This is a genomic window from Candidatus Polarisedimenticolia bacterium (genome assembly GCA_036001465.1).
Taxonomy (GTDB): Bacteria; Acidobacteriota; Polarisedimenticolia; order Gp22-AA2; family Gp22-AA2; genus Gp22-AA3.
The window spans coordinates 133,163-149,481 of record DASYUH010000040.1; the positions used below are offsets into that span (position 1 = coordinate 133,163).

Consider the following 16,319-nt stretch of genomic DNA (forward strand, 5'->3'; position numbering starts at 1 on the left):
TCCCCGGCCTCAGGACGGGGCCGGGCGGCGGCCGAGCAGGTTCATCAGGACGTATCCCGCGATGCGCGGGTTCTCCTTCAGCCGCCTCAGGGAGTAGGCGTACCAGTGCGGGCCGTAGGGAACGTAGACGCGCAGGCGATGACCGTCCCTGCGCACCAGCCCGCGAAGCTCCTCGTCAACCCCCAGGAGCATCTGGAACTCGTACCGATCGGGGCCGGCCCGCTTCAGGTCGACAAGCCGCATCCCCTCCCAGATCAGATCCTCGTCGTGCGTGGCGATGCCGACGTAGGCGCCTCGATCGAGAAGCTCCTCCAGGATGCGGACGTAGTTCTTGCTGATCACCCGGCGGTCGTGGTACGCGAGCGCCCGGGGCTCGACGTAGATGCCCTTGCAGATCCGGACGTTCGAGCGCTCGGGGAGGGCCCGGGCGTCCGCGAGGCTGCGTCTGAGGCAGGCCTGCAGGACCACGCCGACATTGTCGATTCCCTCTCTCCGGAGGGAGCGGTACAGGTCCAGGTTCGCGGAGGTGCAGGTCGAGTCCTCCATGTCGATGCGCACGAAGTTCCCGCGCTCCCCCGCCGCGAGAGCCAGGGCGCACGTTGGCGAGGCAGAACTCGGGGTCGAGCTTGAGGCCGATCTGGGTCAGCTTGACCGACACATTGGAGTCGATCCTCTCCTCGCGGATGGCGCGCAGGGCCCGCATGTAGTCGCCCACCGCACCTTCCACCAGCTCGCTCCGGGTCCACGCTCTCGCCCAGGACGTCGAGGGTCGCCATGTAACCGTCGCCGTTCAGCCCGCGCACCACTCGCACGGCGTCCTCCAGGGCGTCCCCCGCGATGTAGCGCCGCGAGAAGGCCCTGACCACCCCCCGTGGAACGAAGGGCAGGGATCGGGAGATCAGATAGTCCAGGACCGCCACGCAGCCTCCTTCCCGGGCGAGCCAGCCCGGGCGTCTGTCCGAGCATTCGGACCGGCTCCCGGATGGCCGGCGCGCGGGATCATAATGGAGAATCCCGTTTGACACTCCGCGAGACCATTGGCTATAGTCGGCGCCCTGCCCGCTCCAGGAGTGTGTCCGAGTATTCGGCCGGGCCGCGCGCATGGGGCTGCGGTTCGCAGACAAGGAGCGAGGAGGAAAGCGATGCGGGTTCATCGCCGACGACGAGCGACGCGGTATGCGGCCGCAATCCCCATGCGCCCTTCGGGTTCCGGCGGCGTGGGGCCGTCTGCTTCGTTGCCGCGCCTCGACGATGCTCGGGCATCGGACATCGGCGCGGCGCCTCGCATCACCCGGCCCAATACTCGGACACACTCCTAGCTTGCAGACGAGGTGAATCGTGCCGCGCAAGCCACCTGGAAACCGGGCCGGCATCGATGTCCTGCTGCACGAGAAGCGCGTCTTCCGCCCGGATCCAGCCTTCCGGCGACGCGCCATCGTCCGCGACCCGGGAGTCTACGCCAGGGCGCGCAGGAACCCCGGGGCCTTCTGGGCGTCGTGCGCGCGCGAGCTCGCCTGGTTCAAGCCCTGGAAGAAAGTGCTGGCCTGGAACCCGCCGCACGCCCGCTGGTTCGTGGGCGGCAAGCTGAACGCCAGCTTCAACTGCCTCGATCGCCACCTCGCCACCCCCGTGCGCAACAAGGCGGCGATCCTCTGGGAGGGGGAGCCGGGCGACGGGCGCACTCTGACCTACTCCCAGCTGCACCGGGAGACCTGCCAGTTCGCCAACGTCCTGAAAGAGCTCGGCGTGCGGAAGGGAGACCGGGTCACCCTGTACATGCCCCTCATTCCGGAGCTGGCGATCGCCATGCTCGCCTGCGCCCGGATCGGCGCGGTGCACAGCGTCGTCTTCGGGGGCTTTTCCTCCGCCTCCCTGCAGGATCGGATCAACGACGCCAGGGCCAGGGTGCTGGTGACCGCCGACGGCGGGTTCCGCCGGGGAGCCGAGGTGCCCCTGAAGAAGTTCGCCGACGAGGCCCTCCTCGGCACGCCGAGCATCCGCCACGTCGTGGTGGTGCGGCGCGGCAATTTCCCCGTGCAGATGAAGGAAGGGCGGGACCGCTGGTGGCACGACCTCATGCAGGATCGCTCCGCCGACTGCCCGCCCGAGCCGATGGACTCGGAGGACATGTTGTACATTCTTTACACCTCCGGGACCACCGGCAAGCCGAAGGGGATCGTGCATGCGACGGGCGGATACATGGTCGGCGTCCACACCACCACACGCTGGATCTTCGACCTGAGGCCGGAGGACGTGTACTGGTGCACGGCGGACATCGGCTGGGTCACGGGCCATTCCTACGTCGTCTACGGCCCCCTGTCGAACGGGGCCACCGTCCTGATGTACGAGGGGGCCCCGGACTGGCCGGACCGCGGCCGTTTCTGGCAGATCTGTGAGAAGTACGGCGTGTCGATTTTCTACACGGCGCCGACCGCCATCCGGGCCTTCATGCGCTGGGGGGATGACTGGCCCGCGAAGAGCGACCTCTCGTCGCTGCGCCTGCTCGGGACCGTGGGGGAGCCGATCAATCCCGAGGCCTGGATGTGGTACCGCAAGCACGTCGGGCGCGCACGCTGCCCGATCGTCGACACCTGGTGGCAGACCGAGACGGGCATGATCCTGATCACGCCCCTGCCGGGACTCACGTCGACCAAGCCGGGATCGGCAACGCACCCTTTCCCCGGCATCGAGGCGGAGGTCCTGGACGACGCCGGCCGCGTGGTCAAGGAGGGCGGGGGCTACCTGGCCATCAAGAGACCCTGGCCCGCGATGCTGCAGACCATCTACGGCGATCCGGAGCGTTACGTGCAGCAGTACTGGTCGAAGTGGGACAGAGGGACGTACTTCCCCGGCGACGGGGCACGGCGGGACCGCCAGGGGTATTTCTGGCTCCTGGGCCGGGTGGACGACGTCCTGAACGTCGCCGGACACCGGATCGGCACCATGGAGGTCGAGAGCGCTCTGGTGGATCATCCCGCCGTGGCCGAGGCGGCCGTGGTCGGCAAGGCGCACGATCTCAAGGGTCAGGCGCTGGCCGCCTTCGTCACCCTCAAGGAAGGGATCCGGAGCGACGGCGACCTGGTGAACCAGCTGAAGGCCCACGTGGTGCACAAGATCGGCGCCCTGGCGCGGCCGGACGACGTGGTGTTCACCGCCGAGCTGCCGAAGACCCGCTCGGGCAAGATCATGCGCCGGCTTCTGAAGGACATCGCGGAGGGCCGGGCGCTGGGGGATACCACGACCCTGGCGGATCCCGCCGTCCTCCAGGTCCTCAAGCAGAAGTACGCGGAGGACTGATCAGCCGGCGATTCGGGCGGCCTTGTCCAGGTCGCTGACCACCATCACCACGACCGCCTTCCCCGCCGCCTGCGTGATGCCCGTGTAGGCATAGTCGATGTTGATCCCGGCACCCGTGAGCCGGGCGCAGATGTCTCCCAGAGAACCCGGGTGGTCGGTCATGTCCACCGTCAGGCAATCCTCGATCGACGCGTAGAGCCCCTCTTTCTGGAGCGCGTCCCTCCCCTTCGCCGGATCGTCGGCGATGATCTTGGCCCGGCCCTCGAACACGGCCAGCGCCCGCATGTTCACCTTGGCCTTGCCCAGGGCCTGGGCGACCTGGGCCAGCGTCCCGGGCTTGTTGGCCAGTTGAACGGTCAGCTGCTTGGCTCGCGGCATGGCGTTACCTCCTGAAGATCGTCCGGCGCAGCCACAGGAGCGGATCGTAAAAGCGATCCACCACCCGCTCCTTGAGAGGAATGATTCCGTTGTCGGTGATTTCGATGTGCTCGGGGCAGACCTCGGTGCAACAGCGCGTGATGTTGCACAAGCCGGACCCGAAGTCCTTGCGCACGGCGGGGATGCGGTCCTCCGTGTCCAGCGGGTGCATCTCCAGCGACGCGAGACGGATCATGAACCGCGGCCCGACGAAGGCGTCCTTGCGCGACTGATCGCGCAGGACGTGGCAGACATCCTGGCACAGGTAGCATTCGATGCATTTGCGGAACTCCTGCACCCGGTCCACGTCCGCCTGGAGCATGCGGTGCTGCCCGTCCGCGCCCCTTGGCCGCGGGCGGAACGGCGGGATGCGCTTGTTCTGCTCGAAGTTCCACGAGACGTCCGTCACCAGATCCTTGACGACCGGAAAGGTCTTCAGCGGCTGGATCGTGATGGCGTCCCCCGCCGTGTACAGGTTCATGCGTGTCATGCAGGCCAGCCGTGGCCGGCCGTTGATCTCCATGCTGCAGGATCCGCACTTTCCCGCCTTGCAGTTCCAGCGGATCGCCAGGTCGTTCGCCTGCTTCGCCTGGATGCGATGGAGGACGTCGAGAACGACCATCCCCTCGTCCACCTCGATGCGATGCTCCACGAACGAGCCGCCGGCGGCGGTGCCGCGCCAGATTCGAAACGTGCGCTCAGACACGGCCGGCCTCCAGATCTTCGATCGTGGCGTGGGCGATCGCCGCGAGCGCCGCGGGCGGATCCCGTCGGGTCTCGACCCGGGTCTCCATCGTCCCGTCCTTCCCCTTGCGCACGATGACGTTCACTTTCTGCCATTCCTCGCGCTCGCTGAAGTGATCGAGGCGTGTGTGCGCCCCCCGGCTCTCCTGCCGCACGAGGGCGGCGCGCGTGACGGCCTCGGCCGTGATCAGAAGGGAGCGGAGATCCAGTGCCTCGTGCCAGGCGGCGTTGTATTGCGATGCGCCCGTGGCTTTCACCGCCGCAGCGTCCGCTTTCAGCCGATCGATCTCCCTGACGGCCGCCTGGAGATCCGCCTCGTTGCGCACGATGCCGACGTACCGGCCCATGACACCCTGCAGATCCTCGTGGACGACGTACGGATTCGGGCCCGCCTCGCGGTTGAGGGGGAGGATCGCCCTCCGGACGGCCGACCGGACCTGCTCGTCGTCGACGCGCGGCGCCGCGCCGGGGCCCTTCACGTACGCCTCGGCCCCGACTCCGGCCAGGCGACCGAACACCAGGAGGTCGGAGAGCGAGTTGCCCCCCAGCCGGTTCGCGCCGTGCATCCCGGCCGAGCACTCGCCTGCGGCGAACAGCCCGGGGACCGAGGACATCTGCGTGTCGTCATCGACGCGCACGCCGCCCATGAAGTAGTGGAGGGTCGGCCCGACCTCCATCGCCTGCCGGGTGATGTCCACCTCGGCCAGCTCCTTGAACTGGTGATACATGGAGGGGAGCTTCTTCCGGATCGACTCGGCCGGCAGGCGCGAGGCGATGTCGAGGTAGACGCCGCCGTGCGGCGAGCCGCGCCCTTCGTTGACCTCCTGCGTGATGGCGCGGGCGACGACGTCGCGCGTCAGGAGCTCCGGCGGCCTGCGGGCCTGCTTGTCGCCGGCGAGCCAGCGGTTCGCCTCCTCCTCGGTGGCGGCGGTCTCGACGGCGAATTTCTCCGGAATGTAGCGGAACATGAAGCGTTCCTTCTTGCTGTCCAGGAGCACGCCGCCGTCCCCTCGCACTCCCTCGGTCACCAGGATGCCGCGCACCGAGGGGGGCCAGACCATTCCGGTGGGGTGGAACTGGGTGAACTCCATGTCCATCAGCTCCGCCCCGGCGTCGTAGGCCATGGCGGTTCCGTCCCCCGTGTACTCCCAGGAGTTCGACGTGACCCGCCACGCCCGTCCTCCGCCGCCGGTCGCCAGGATGACGGCGCGCGTCCTGAACAGCACGAACCGGCCCGACTCGCGCCAGTAACCCAGAACGCCCGCGACACGACCGCCGTCGAGAAGCAGTTCCAGGGCCGTGCACTCCATGTAGATCCCGAAGCCCTTGTGCACGGCGTGATCCTGCAGCGTGCGGATGATCTCGAGTCCCGTGCGATCTCCGACGTGCGCGAGGCGCGGGTACCGGTGGCCTCCGAAATTGCGCTGGCTGATGAGGCCGTCCCGGGTGCGGTCGAACACCGCGCCCCACTCCTCCAGCTCGCGCACCCGGTCGGGCGATTCCCTGGCGTGCAGCTCCGCCATGCGCCACTGGTTGAGAAACTTGCCGCCGCGCATCGTGTCCCGGAAGTGGACCTTCCAGCTGTCACGGCGGTCCACGTTGCCAAGCGCCGCCGCCACCCCTCCCTCGGCCATGACCGTGTGGGCCTTGCCCAGAAGCGACTTGCACATCAGCCCGGTGTTCAGGCCGCGCGCCGAGCATTCGATGGCGGCGCGCAGGCCGGCGCCTCCGGCGCCGATCACCAGGACGTCGTGCTCGAAGGTCTGGATCTCGGAGACGTTGAGCATGGCCTAGCCCCACGTGCTCAGGTCGCGGATGAGACCCATGGAGACGAGGCGCACGTACAAATCGGAGAAGGCGACCCAGAACAGGCTCGTCCATGCCCATTGCATGTGGTTGGCATTCAGGGCCGATGCCCCCCGCCACAGGCGGTGCCGGACGGTACTCTGCCGGTCGCAGGAGAAGCAGTCGAGCCTGCCTCCGACCAGGTGTCGCCAGGAATGGCACCCGAACGTGTAGGCGGCCAGGAGGGTCGGATTGACGAGCAGGACGATGCTTCCGACGCCCACGCCCGGACGACCGTCGAGGAAGAAGGCATGACAGGCGTCGTAATAGAGAATGCCAATGAACACGATGGCGAAGTAGAGCGCGTAACGGTGCAGGTTCTGGACAATCAGGAGCCCGGTCTCGCCGCGGTACCCTCCCGCCGGCACGGGACCCACGGCGCAGCCCGGCGGTGTGCCGAAGAACGAGCGGTAATAGGCCTTGCGGTAGTAATAGCACGTGGCCCGGAAGGCCATCGGGAAGACGAGGATGAGGAACGCCGGGGACGCGGGTAGAAATGCGGGCCACCAGTCCGGCCAGGCCCCCAGCCAGGCATGGTCGAGGGGGGCGGATCCGGGCGCCGCCGGATCCACGAACAGCAGCGGCGAGTAGAACGGCGACAGGTAGGAGCCGTGGAAGTAGTAGGCCCCCTGAAACGCCGCCCAGGTGGCGTAGACCGCGAAGCCCCCCAGCCCGAGGACCGTCAGCAGCGGCCCGACCCACCAGCGGTCCCTGCGATTCGTCGCCGCGAACCCGACGACGTGGCCGCCGGCGCGCGCCAGTTCCCCCATCGATACCTCCATCCCTGTTCGGCGGGGCGGGATTCTAGCAGAAAGGCCCCCGGCCTTGCGCGGCGGCGCGCCAGACCCCATCTTCCTGAGCGCGGGCCGGGGGTGTTATACTGGCCCTCCTGAGACGGTGCTCCCTGGCTGACGTCCCGTCGGCCCGGTCGAGCCGGTCGCAGGGCGCTCCTCGAGGGTTCGTGCCGGCCAAGGGGCTGGCCCCATGGGAGAGAGCGCGAGGAGATTGCATGCCCAAATCGATGCTCGTGAACGTGACTGCGGAGGAGGAGAACCGCGTCGCGATCGTCGACAACGCCATTCTCGACGTCTTCGAGATCGAAACTCTCTCCAAGGAACACCTCAAGGGCAATATCTTCAAGGTCATCGTCGAGGGGATCAATCCCGCCCTCGAGGCCGCCTTCGTGAACTATGGAGGCGAGCGGGCCGGGTTCCTGCCCCTGGACGAGATCAACTTCAAGCTCCACCCCAGCCGGGACGGGGGATCGGGTGGCAAGGGCCGGGGCGCGCGGATCACGCGCCACCTTGAGAAAGGGCAGGAGGTCCTGGTGCAGGTGATCCGGGATTCCTTCGGCAACAAGCCGCCCACGATGAGCACCTACTATTCCCTGCCCGGCCGGTATCTCGTCCTGATGCCGGGCGCCGACGCTGCCGGCATCTCCCGCAAGATCGAGAGCGCCGAGCACCGCGATCGGCTGCGCAAGATCCTCGACGAGCTGACGGTGCCGCAGGGGTTCGGCGTCATCGTCCGGACCGCCGGCATGGAGACCAGCACCAAGGAGCTGCAGGCCGATCTGGAGTCCCTGCTCGAGCTGTGGAGGACCATCGAGACCGCCGCCCAGCAGGTCAAGGCCCCGGCCCTGGTGTTCCAGGAGCGCGACCTCGTCATCCGGACCATCCGCGACTACTTCACGTCCGATATCGAAGAGGTGCTGATCGACGAGGAGGCCGCCTACCATCGCGCCAGAAAGTTCTTCGAGGCGCACATGCCGGACAAGGCCCACCTGGTCCGGCTGTATACGGGTGACAAGCCGATCTTCTCGAAGTACAACCTCGAGGACCAGATCGAGCGCATCTACAAGCGCACGGTCCAGCTCAAGTCGGGCGGCTCCATTTCCATCGATCAGACCGAAGCGCTGACGGCGATCGACGTCAACTCGGCCCGCTCGACGCGTTCGGCGAGCAGCGAGGATACGGCGGCGCGCACCAACCTGGAGGCGGCGGAGGAGATTGCCCGCCAGCTGCGCCTGCGCGACATCGGGGGCCTCATCGTCATCGATTTCATCGACATGGAGTCCAGCAAGCACATCCGCCAGGTGGAGCGCGCCTTCGCCGAGGCCATGTCCCGCGACAAGGCCCGCTACGACGTGACGCGAATCAGCAAGCTGGGCCTGATGGAGGTCTCGCGCCAGAGGCTCAAGTCGACCAAGGCCTCGTCGTCCTTCATGGAGTGCCCGACCTGCCAGGGCGACGGGACGGTCCGGACACCGGAGGCCGCGGCGCGCTCCGCCTTCCGCAAGATCCAGGCACGGGTCGTGAGGGGGGACATCTCGGGCGTGAAGGTCTTCCTGCCGCCCGAGGTCGCGCTCTACCTCCTCAACCAGAAGCGGGACGATCTGGCGCGCCTCGAGCAACGGTACAAGGTCTCCATCGAGGTCGTGCCCGAAGCCAGGATGAAGACCAGCCAGTTCGAGATCGAGGAGTTCCGCCGCGAGGAGACGGAGATCGTGCCGATCGTCACCGCCGATACGGTCGACGAGGCGCTGGCCTCCGGCACATTCGTCCCCCCGGTCCGTCCCAGGGAGCCCCAGGAGGCACCGGCTCCCAGGGCCGCCCTGCCCGAGCCTGCTGAGGCGACGTCCAGAGGGCCCCGGCGGCGCCGACGCCGCCGAGGTGGCAAGGGGGCCCCCGGGGGGATCCCCCGCGACACCGGCCCCCGTCCGGATGCATCTCTCGCGGCCTCCACCTCCTCAGGAGACGGAAGGGAATCGCAGGGAGGAGTCGCCGCGGAGGATCAGGACGAGGCCCCGATCTTCTCCGAGGGGCCGGACGGCGACGCGACGCAGGCTCCGGCGTTCACGTCCGATTCGGGTCCGATCCTGCCCCTGCTGGCACAGCTCCCCGCTCCGGAAGGCGGTCTGCAGTCCCCGCATCACAGACGCCGCCGACGCCGGAGGCGCCGCGGCCGCGGATCGGGCCCCGGTGGGGCGCCCCGGCCTTCAGACACGGCGTCCGGCAACCGGTCGATGGAGCACGTGGCCCGCGTCGCCGGCCCGCCGGCCATGCCTCGGGAAACGATGCCCAGGCCGGAGCCACGGCCTGCTCCGCCTGCCTATTCCACCCCGCATGCGGCCGAGAGCCGGGTGGCACCCGTCGCGCAACAGGCCGACACCGGCGCCAAGACCCAGGAGGAGCCGAAGCCGAAGCGGCACTGGTGGCGCCGCACCTTCGGCGGCTGATCCCTGGAGGGCCCGATGGCGCTCCGTCTGTACCACTTCGAGGCGTGCCCCTTCTGCGAGAAGGTCCGCCTGTCGCTACGGCACATGGGCCTCCCCTGCGAGAGCGTGGCGATCGATCCCGATGACCGCAGAACGGTCGAGGAGGTCTCGGGCCAGCGGCTCGTCCCGGTCCTGTGCGACGACGATCGGGTGATCCCCGATTCGACACGCATCCTCAGATACCTGATCGCCCGCTACGGCGACTCCAACATGCTGCCCAAGTCCCCGGCAGATCAGGCCCTCGCCTGGATCGTCGAGGACTACGCGGACGAAGTCCTCGGCCCCCTCATGCGATCGGTCCTGGAGGACAGGAATCCGTCCGGGGGTCCGCTGCAGGCTCCAGAACGGAAGGAGCTGGAACGGCACATCGAGACCCACTTCCGCAATCTCGAGCAGCTCTTCTCGCAGCGCAGCTTCGCCTTCGGGGACGCGCCCGGCCTGGCCGACATCTCCCTGTACGCGTTCCTGAGCTGCCTGGTGCGCCTGGGCCGGCGCGAAATCTCCTTCGGCTTCCCCCACCTGAAGGTCTGGTACGGTCGGATGGAATCGCTGTAAGACAGGCTCCGGCATCGGACGTCGTCGCGGCGCCTCGCATCCGGCCCCACGGCGTCCGGAACGCGACCCGGCCCAATACTCGGACCGGCCCCTAGGCCGCCAGCAGGACCTGGAAGAACCCTTCGATCTCGTCGATGAACTGCGCCACGGAGGTCAGGCTGTTGATTTTCTGGCGCAGCACCCGGCCGTTCGGAAGGCCGTGGGTGTACCAGCCGGTGAAGGTGCGGATCTTGTGCAGAGCCGCGCGTTCGTCCTCCCTCTCGCGCAGCAGGGAGAAGTGGTACAGGATCAGATCTCGTCGCTCCTCGGTCGTCGGCTCACGGGGAACGGCCCCTGCCCGCACGGCGGCAATCTGCCGGAAGATCCACGGGTTCTTGACCGCCGCCCGGCCGATCATCACACCGTCGCACCCGGTCGTCCGCCAGAGAGCCAGGGCGTCTCCCGGAGTCTGAACGTCGCCGTTGCCACTCACCGGAATCGCGAGGCTCTCCTTCAGGCGACGGATCCGTTCCCAGTCGGCGTTCCCGCTGAACATCTGACGTGCCGTGCGCGCGTGCAGGGCGACGGCGTCCGCCCCCTCCTCCTGGCAGATCTTCCCCAGATCGAGGAAGTTGGCCCGCTTGTCGTCCAGCCCGACGCGAAATTTCACGGTGACCGGCAGGGGCACGCTCCGGCGCACGGCACGGACGATGTCCCTCGCCAGTTCGAGGTCCCCCATCAGCGCGGCCCCGGCGCACCCCTTGAGGACCTTGTTCGCGGGGCAGCCCATGTTGATGTCCACGATGTCGGCCCCGAGGGCGTGCACGAACCGGGCGGCCTCGGCCATGCGGTCGGGGCGGCTTCCATAAACCTGGATCGCCAGGGGTCGCTCTTCCTCGGAAAACTGCATCATGTGACGCGTCTTCTCGTTGCCCCGGGTCAGCGCTTCGGAGGAGATGAACTCCATGGTGACCAGCCCGACGCCCCCGACGCGCTTCAGGAGGAGGCGGAAGTACTGGTCGGTGATGCCGGCCATGGGGGCCAGGATGAGAGGTTCTGCGAGCGCGACGGACCCGATGCGCATCATGGTTCGATATTCTCGCACGGACGGGCGTCCAGGCGACGGGTGATCAAAAAGACGAACGCCCCAGCCCGTTGCCGGGTGGGGCGTCCTCGATTCTTGCTAACCGGACGACCGGATGACTAGGGGGTCGGGTCCGTAGGGCTCGCCTGCCCCGGAGGCAGGACCGCCTTGCAGAACTTCGCGCACTCGTTGCCGAAATCGCACTGCGCCGGACTCGGGGCGCAACCCAGGGCCGCCTTGCAGCAATCCTGGCACCCACCACGGTTCTTGTTGTCCAGGCACACCGTCGGGAGATCGGACGCGGGCAGAACGCTGACGGTGCTCCCCGCCATACCGACAACCGCGACGAGCTGGTCGGCCTTGCCCGAGGTCACCGCGCTGTCGGGGCTCTTGGTGGAAACCCGCACTCCCAGATCCGCGAGCATCCTTGCGGCCAGGCCCTCGGTCAGGCTGGCGCTCGCGTCACCTACATTCACCCCCAGCGACTTGAGCGACTCGACGGCGGCACCCTGGTCGGCTGCGGGTTTGCCGAGCGCCTTCGTCACCTTGACGGCAAACTCACCTACGGTGACCTTGGACTTCTGAACATTGCCGGACGCCGCGAAGGCGGTCACGGTCAGAGCGGCGCATGCCGCGAGGACCAAATATGACTTCCTCATCATTGGGCTCTCCTCCCCCTTCGTTGGCTGCCGCGTCGGAAATGGCCTTGGATCAATCGCGTAACATCAGTACCGGCAACTTCAAATTTGAAAAAGCGTGCGAAATCTACGGCCAAAGAATGAACGCGTCAAGCAGGTTTTTCGACTTCGGAACCGTCCTCCCGTCCGAGGAGATTGCCAAAGCCGAGTCGTGCATACTTTCACGGTTATTATTCTGCATCCAAATCAGATACTCCGCTAGGCATGCCTGGTCTCTCGGCATTCAGGGGAGAGGCTCGGATGGGCTCGGCTTGTTGATCGCAAAGCACGTCTTGGCGCAGGTGGACGGCCCCCCACCCAGGGCCTTGCAGCACTCGACGCAGAGGCCATGGTTCTTCTCCGCCAGGCAGTCATCCATCGTCGCCGGCGACGGCCCATGCCCGACTGCGGCACCTTGAGCCTCGGCCAGGGAGGTCGCCAGGTGTCCCCTGAATTTCGCGACCAGGGCGTCGGCCTGCTGCCGCGACAGGGCGCGCGCCGGAGTCGAGGTCGTGACATCGACCCCCAGGCTTCTGAGAAGCTCCACCGCTCCCGTCTCCGTGATCGGCGCATCCGATCCCCCTCTACTCATCTTGTCTCGAAGCACCGACGCCTGCCTCGAGTCAGCGGCGTTCACGGCGGCCGCGAGATCCTGCATCAACTGGGCGCCTGTGACCTGTGCGGCGGACTTGTCCGGCGCCGCGACGGCCGTTGCGATTGTCATCACAGCAACGACCCAGATGGAAATTGAAGTCCAGACTTTCCTCGAAGTCATATCCATAGCCTCCGCGTTTGATTCAGGAAGGGCCCTCTGAGAATGATCTGGGCGGCCATCATTCATTTACGGCCAACCAGCAGCCTTGTCAACGCATATTGCGGCCCTACCATTATGCCACCTTGCCCATCCTGCGGAGTCCCTTGGCGGGAGCGGCATCCGGACAACTACGGATGACGTTTTCCTCCACGCGCCGAATCGCCTTGACAATTATCCATGGGAGCGTACTAAAGGCAAGCGGTACCAGCAACATGAGAACCGTTTCAAGCCGCCAGAGAGCCAGCTTCACAGGGTTTCGGAGCGAGGTGTGACGCCGCAGGTGAGTACCGACGCTCGGGCCCGCATGACCCGGCTGTTCGCGACGATCGCCGCACTCGCGGCCCTTCTGTTCGTGGGGCGGCTCGTGGTGGCGGCAGGGACGGTCACCCTGTACGTCGACGACGGCAGCACCTGCACGACCGGCTGCGGCAGCCAGGCCGCCCCCTTCCGGACCATCACCGCCGCCATCAACGACGCCGACGCCCGCATCGTCGCAGGCTCCGCCAGCGGCGCCACCATCCAGGTCGCCGCCGGCAACTATCCCGAGCGTCTGTACATCCTTCCCAACATTCACGTCCTGTGCGACAGCCCGGCCACCACCACCATCAACGCCGCAGGGACCGGCCACGCCTCCGTCGTCCTGGCCGGCGGCCAGAGCGGCCGCGTGCGCACCGACTTCTCCATCCGCAACTGCCGCATCACCGGCGGCTCCGGCGAGGTGCGCACCGGATCCGGCCGCGTCTCCGGCGGCGGCGTCTTCGTCCTCGGCGACGCCGTCGTCAGCAACAACGTCATCACCGGAAACGTCCTGGCCGGCCCCGAGCCCAACTGGATCGGCGGCGGCGTCTACGTCGGCTACGGCGACCCCGTCATCATCGGCAACGTCATCTCAGGCAATGTCGCCAACCCGCCTCCGCTCGGGGGCGGCTCCAGCAACTCCTTCGGCGTGGGCGGCGGCATTCACGTCGAGGGGAACGGCGCCGGCGTGGTCGTCACCCACGCCCGCATCGAGGCCAACACCATCTCCGGCAACGTCGCCCAGGGCGAAATCGGCAAGGGCGGCGGCCTCCGCGTCGACGGCGCCCTCGGGACGCTGGTCACCCGCAACCTCATCTTCGGCAATCGCTCCGTCTACGGTGGCGGCGGCATCATGGTCTACGGCCACGTCACCCTCGCCGACAACGTGGTCTTCGGCAACTCCTCCACGCTGTTCGGCGGCGGCCTCCACTTCTACCAGGCCGCCGCGCGCGTCATCAACAACACCATCTTCGGCAACAGCCTTACCCTCGCCAGCGCTCCCTCGGGGTACGCCTACGCCAACTACGGCGGCGCCATGTGCGTCGAAGCCCTCTTCCCGCAGTCGGGCGAGGCCCTGATCTCCAACAACCTCATCGCCGGCAACACCGTCACACCCGCCGGCACCGTCGGCGGCCTGCACAGCCACATCACCAGCCCGGTCATCACCTACACCGACTTCTGGAACAACCTGAAGCTGCCCTCGACCATCGACCACGTCGGCGGCGATTTCGTCGAGGCCCAGGTCATCGGCGTGAACAACAACACCGCCCTCGACCCGCGCTTCACCCATGCCCCCCTGTTCGCCGACGTCAGCGTCGCCGCCGGCTCCACCACCACCGTGGCCGTCCTCATGGCCTCGCGCTATCTCGCCAACCAGGTCCTCGAGTTCAACAACGACGGCGTGGCGCGCACCATCACGGCCGTCAACACCTCCACCAACGTCCTGACCTTCACCCCGGCCCTGCCGGCCGCCTCCCAGGCCTTCAAGCTCCTGGCCAACTGGGGCAGCTCGACCGACACCACCGAGGACTTCCGCCTGCAGCCCGGCTCCCCCATGGTCGACGCCGGCACCAACCAGCCGGCCGCGGGCGTGCCGGTCTCTGCCCTCGACCTCGACGGCCAGCCGAGAATCCAGGACGGCAACAACGACAGCATCGCCACCGTCGACCTCGGCGCCTACGAGTTCCAGGTGCCCGACTCCGACGGCGACGGCGTGCCCAACGGACAGGACTGCGCCCCGTACGTCAATTCCGTCCAGACGCTTCCGGGGGTCGTCGGGCCGACGGTCCGGCTGCTGGCCGGAGCGGCGGCTCCCGTCACGTGGACGAAGATCCTTCAGGCGAACGTGTTCAACGTGTACAGGGGGACGGTCGGCGGCGCATTCGCCTTCGACCATCTTTGCCTGGAGGCCGGCTCCCCGGACATGCTGTCCGCGGATTCCGCCAACCCGCCGATCGGCACGGCGTACTACTACCTCGTCAGCGGGGTGAATTCCTGCGGGGAAGGCTGCCTGGGCGGCGTGGAGCCGCCAGGGGCGTGCGAGGTCCCGAACCCGTCGCCGTGCACCGTGCCGGCGTCCGACAGCGACAGCGACTCGGTCCAGAATCTCAATGACAACTGCCCGCTGGCCCCCAACCCCACGCAGATCGACGGGGATCGGGACGGCGTCGGCAATGCGTGCGACAACTGCCCTGTCGACGCCAATCCCGATCAGGTCGACACGAATGGCGACGGCGTCGGCAACCTGTGCCAGGACTCCGACGCCGACGGCTACAAGGCCAGCGTGGATTGCAACGACCTGGATGCATCGATCCACCCCGGCGCGGTCGAGGCCTGCAACGGCATCGACGACGACTGCGACACCGTCGTCGACGAGGACCTCGGATCCACCACCTGCGGCACGGGTGCCTGCTCGCGCACCGTCAGCATCTGCATCGGCGGGGTACCGCAGACCTGCACGCCCGGCTCCCCCACCGCCGAGACCTGCAACGGCATCGACGACGATTGCGACGGGGCCATCGACGACAACCTCGGCACGATCACCTGCGGCGTGGGCGCCTGCACCCGGACCGCCAGCAGCTGTGTCGGTGGCGTCCCGCAGAACTGCACGCCGGGCACTCCCACGGCCGAAACGTGCAACGGCATCGACGACGACTGCGACGGCTCGGTCGACGAGAGCCTCGGCTCGACCTCCTGCGGCACCGGCGCCTGCTCCCGCACCGTCAGCAGCTGCGTCGGCGGCGTTCCGCAGACCTGCACTCCTGGAACGCCCACGACCGAGACCTGCAACGGCATCGACGACGACTGCGACGGCGCCATCGACGACAACCTCGGCACGGTCACTTGCGGCGTGGGAGCCTGCACCCGCACCGCCAGCAGCTGCGTCGGCGGCGTCCCCCAGAACTGCACGCCAGGCACTCCGACGACCGAGACCTGCAACGGCATCGACGACGACTGTGACGGCCCGGTCGACGAGGGGCTGGGCTCGACCTCCTGCGGTACAGGCGCCTGCTCCCGCACCGTCAACAACTGCGTCGGCGGCGTCCCCCAGACCTGCACCCCCGGCACCCCCACCGCCGAGGTATGCAACGGCATCGACGACGACTGCGACGGCTCGGTCGACGAGAGCCTCGGCTCGACCTCCTGCGGCACCGGCGCCTGCTCCCGCACCGTCAACAACTGCGTCGGCGGCGTCCCCCAGACCTGCACCCCCGGCACCCCCACCGCCGAGGTATGCAACGGCATCGACGACGACTGCGACGCCTCGGTCGACGAGAGCCTCGGCTCGACCACCTGCGGCACCGGCGCCTGCTCCCGCACCGTCAACAACTG

General features: G+C 67.8%; 12 protein-coding genes. 4 read left to right on the forward strand and 8 right to left on the reverse strand.

From position 1 onward, the window contains the following. Window positions 1-9 precede the first annotated feature (9 nt). Complete coding sequence (locus tag VGV60_08410; protein ID HEV8701279.1) at window positions 10-558, reverse strand: proline dehydrogenase family protein; 549 nt, start codon at window positions 556-558, stop codon at window positions 10-12. A gap of 780 nt (window positions 559-1,338) precedes the next feature. On the opposite strand from VGV60_08410, the gene acs reads away from it, so the two are divergent. Next, window positions 1,339-3,297, forward strand: a complete 1,959-nt coding sequence (gene acs / locus VGV60_08415; protein ID HEV8701280.1) for an acetate--CoA ligase — start codon at window positions 1,339-1,341, stop codon at window positions 3,295-3,297. On the opposite strand, the gene VGV60_08420 is transcribed toward acs, so the two are convergent. Genes VGV60_08420 through VGV60_08435 form a run of 4 tightly spaced genes read right to left on the reverse strand, consistent with a single transcriptional unit; the run spans window position 3,298 to window position 7,073 of the window. Continuing rightward, complete coding sequence (locus VGV60_08420; GenBank protein ID HEV8701281.1) at window positions 3,298-3,675, reverse strand: ACT domain-containing protein; 378 nt, start codon at window positions 3,673-3,675, stop codon at window positions 3,298-3,300. It lies immediately after the preceding gene. Window positions 3,676-3,679: 4 nt separating this feature from the next. Beyond that, window positions 3,680-4,420 (reverse strand): succinate dehydrogenase/fumarate reductase iron-sulfur subunit, encoded by a 741-nt coding sequence (locus VGV60_08425; GenBank protein HEV8701282.1) that lies wholly within the window; start codon window positions 4,418-4,420, stop codon window positions 3,680-3,682. Continuing rightward, window positions 4,413-6,245 (reverse strand): fumarate reductase/succinate dehydrogenase flavoprotein subunit, encoded by a 1,833-nt coding sequence (locus VGV60_08430; protein ID HEV8701283.1) that lies wholly within the window; start codon window positions 6,243-6,245, stop codon window positions 4,413-4,415. The genes VGV60_08425 and VGV60_08430 overlap by 8 nt, the downstream gene beginning before the upstream one ends. A gap of 3 nt (window positions 6,246-6,248) precedes the next feature. Then, the gene (locus tag VGV60_08435; protein HEV8701284.1) at window positions 6,249-7,073 is read right to left on the reverse strand and encodes a succinate dehydrogenase; all 825 of its coding nucleotides are present in this window, start codon (window positions 7,071-7,073) and stop codon (window positions 6,249-6,251) included. Window positions 7,074-7,312: 239 nt separating this feature from the next. Between VGV60_08435 and VGV60_08440 the strand changes: the two genes are divergently transcribed. Both VGV60_08440 and VGV60_08445 read left to right on the forward strand, forming a co-directional pair. Continuing rightward, a complete protein-coding gene (locus VGV60_08440; protein ID HEV8701285.1) occupies window positions 7,313-9,541 on the forward strand; it encodes an Rne/Rng family ribonuclease in 2,229 nt (742 codons plus the stop codon). Window positions 9,542-9,556: 15 nt separating this feature from the next. Then, complete coding sequence (locus VGV60_08445; GenBank protein ID HEV8701286.1) at window positions 9,557-10,135, forward strand: glutathione S-transferase family protein; 579 nt, start codon at window positions 9,557-9,559, stop codon at window positions 10,133-10,135. A gap of 91 nt (window positions 10,136-10,226) precedes the next feature. Here VGV60_08445 and dusB read toward each other — a convergent pair whose 3' ends face one another. From dusB to VGV60_08460, 3 genes are all read right to left on the reverse strand, one after another. After that, window positions 10,227-11,201, reverse strand: coding sequence for a tRNA dihydrouridine synthase DusB (gene dusB, locus VGV60_08450; protein ID HEV8701287.1), 975 nt, complete (start codon window positions 11,199-11,201; stop codon window positions 10,227-10,229). Window positions 11,202-11,317: 116 nt separating this feature from the next. Continuing rightward, a complete protein-coding gene (locus VGV60_08455) occupies window positions 11,318-11,860 on the reverse strand; it encodes a hypothetical protein (protein HEV8701288.1) in 543 nt (180 codons plus the stop codon). A 259-nt stretch (window positions 11,861-12,119) separates the two neighbouring features. Further along, window positions 12,120-12,599 (reverse strand): hypothetical protein, encoded by a 480-nt coding sequence (locus VGV60_08460; GenBank protein HEV8701289.1) that lies wholly within the window; start codon window positions 12,597-12,599, stop codon window positions 12,120-12,122. Between the two features lie 370 nt (window positions 12,600-12,969). On the opposite strand from VGV60_08460, the gene VGV60_08465 reads away from it, so the two are divergent. Continuing rightward, window positions 12,970-16,319, forward strand: a 3,350-nt coding sequence (locus tag VGV60_08465) for a MopE-related protein (GenBank protein ID HEV8701290.1), incomplete at its 3' end; no start/stop codon positions are given.

Excerpts from the sequence above, each read along its gene's own strand:
- VGV60_08455 (HEV8701288.1), bottom strand. The coding sequence starts at position 11,860 with ATGATGAGGAAGTCATATTTGGTCCTCGCGGCATGCGCCGCTCTGACC.
- VGV60_08460 (HEV8701289.1), bottom strand. The coding sequence starts at position 12,599 with ATGACAATCGCAACGGCCGTCGCGGCGCCGGACAAGTCCGCCGCACAG.
- VGV60_08420 (HEV8701281.1), bottom strand. The coding sequence starts at position 3,675 with ATGCCGCGAGCCAAGCAGCTGACCGTTCAACTGGCCAACAAGCCCGGG.
- dusB (HEV8701287.1), bottom strand. The coding sequence starts at position 11,201 with ATGATGCGCATCGGGTCCGTCGCGCTCGCAGAACCTCTCATCCTGGCC.
- VGV60_08440 (HEV8701285.1), top strand. The coding sequence starts at position 7,313 with ATGCCCAAATCGATGCTCGTGAACGTGACTGCGGAGGAGGAGAACCGC.
- VGV60_08435 (HEV8701284.1), bottom strand. The coding sequence starts at position 7,073 with ATGGGGGAACTGGCGCGCGCCGGCGGCCACGTCGTCGGGTTCGCGGCG.
- VGV60_08430 (HEV8701283.1), bottom strand. The coding sequence starts at position 6,245 with ATGCTCAACGTCTCCGAGATCCAGACCTTCGAGCACGACGTCCTGGTG.
- VGV60_08445 (HEV8701286.1), top strand. The coding sequence starts at position 9,557 with ATGGCGCTCCGTCTGTACCACTTCGAGGCGTGCCCCTTCTGCGAGAAG.